Source organism: Cryobacterium sp. MLB-32 (assembly GCF_000738085.1).
In the GTDB taxonomy this organism is placed as follows: domain Bacteria; phylum Actinomycetota; class Actinomycetes; order Actinomycetales; family Microbacteriaceae; genus Cryobacterium.
The window spans coordinates 1-737 of sequence record NZ_JPRS01000633.1; the positions used below are offsets into that span (position 1 = coordinate 1).

The following is a 737-nucleotide window of genomic DNA, read 5'->3' on the forward strand; positions in this document are numbered from 1 at the left end:
TGTCGGTACCGGTGGGCGTCCGCCGCGTCGGGGAGTTCTCTTCGGGTCGACGGTAGCGGGCGGGATGAAGTAGACCACGTTGTCTGTGACGACGATGTCCCAGCCTTCGCGATGAATCCTGTGATGGCAAGCACTGCACAGCATCAAAATGTTCGATTGATTCGTCGGCCCGTCCTGCGATTTGTACCAAATGATGTGATGGCCTTCGGCGTAGCTCGGCGGCCGGTTACATCCGGCGGTGGCGCACCCGCCGTCTCGTTCGATCGCCGCGAGCTTCTGTGCCCTCGTAAACAGGCGCTTCCCCAGGCCGAAATCAAGTACCTCGCTTTTCCCGCCGAGCACCATCGGGATCAAGCACGCCTCCGCGGCCATCTTCCTGGCCGTGAACGCCGAGATCGGCTGCTCGATCCCGTCGAGCTGGGCCTCACCGAGCCCAGTCTGTAGGGATTCGAGGGACATGCGCACGATGATCGTCGTGTGATCCAGGGCACCGAGGCCTTCCGTGCAGGAGAGGGCGTGGCGCACGATGTCGACGAAGGCGTCGAAGTTGAGCTGCGGCATTGTGCGACCGTCCCCGATGATCTCGTGGTTGTCACCGCACCCGTCCGGGTCTTCCTTCGCTTCAAACCGTGGCTTGCGCAGTTCCGCACTGACCATTCCGTCGATCGCCGTGTCCAGGAACGCGGCCGACACCGGGTCGGCGTCGAGAATGTAGCGTTTCATGCCGTTGGGCTGCA

1 protein-coding gene is annotated in these 737 nt (G+C 62.7%); it reads right to left on the reverse strand.

Going from position 1 to position 737, the window contains the following annotated elements; all coding sequences use genetic code 11:
- The coding region (locus JF66_RS23375) for an HNH endonuclease signature motif containing protein (RefSeq protein WP_231556543.1) at positions 1 to 723 on the reverse strand (723 nt) is incomplete at its 3' end.
- Between the last annotated feature and the right edge of the window lie 14 nt (positions 724 to 737).